Genomic DNA, 618 nt, shown 5'->3' with positions numbered 1-618 from the left:
GGCAGGGAGGCCAGGTCATGAGATTCGATTGGTATCAGGCGTCCGTCTTTGGGCCAGACGCTGATGATGTTACGGGGTTCCTTGAACGGGAGCTTGATCTAGCTACGGTCTACCCTGGTAGGCCCAAAAATGGCTATCTCCGGGCGGCGCTGCTGCGGCGTGGCGATAGGGATCTGGCGGAAGTCTGGTGGGGCGGCAATCCGGGCGTGAACGTCAAGGGGACAGGTGAGGACTCTCCCGAGGTCGCGAGGATCCTTAGCAAGGGGCGGCGGTTGTTTGGCTGGAAGGTCTGTCCGACTCGGGTTGATTCGTGCATCGATTGGGTTGAAGAGTCTCTCTTCGATCACATGGCAGCAAAGCTCATTCGGTTTGCGCTGGCCAAGGGCATCAAGATTGAGCAGAAAGGCGATTGGGAGAGAGGGGAGGCGCGCACGCTCTACCTCGGGGCACGCAGCTCGACGTGTCAGCTCGTCCTTTACGAGAAGGGCTATGAGTCAGGCGGCGATAAGCGGTGGGTCCGGCTTGAGGCTCGCGTCTATCCGGCGCCGCACGCGCGGGAAGCTGTTGCGCTCTGGGGTGAGGAAGATTTCTTCAGGGCGTCTCGGTGGATGGCTGGCG

Annotated in this window: 1 protein-coding gene; it reads left to right on the top strand. The window is 61.0% G+C overall.

Annotation, left to right across the window (positions count from 1 at the left end; genetic code table 11):
* Window positions 1-17: 17 nt before the first annotated feature.
* Window positions 18-618 (top strand): replication initiation factor domain-containing protein (locus CKO27_RS24035; protein WP_200377424.1); only part of this gene is annotated, 601 nt, incomplete at its 3' end.

Source organism: Thiocystis violacea (assembly GCF_016583575.1).
GTDB lineage: Bacteria > Pseudomonadota > Gammaproteobacteria > Chromatiales > Chromatiaceae > Thiocystis > Thiocystis violacea.
The sequence above is the reverse complement of the archived record's forward strand: the minus strand, read 5'-3'. Positions and strand labels throughout refer to the sequence as shown.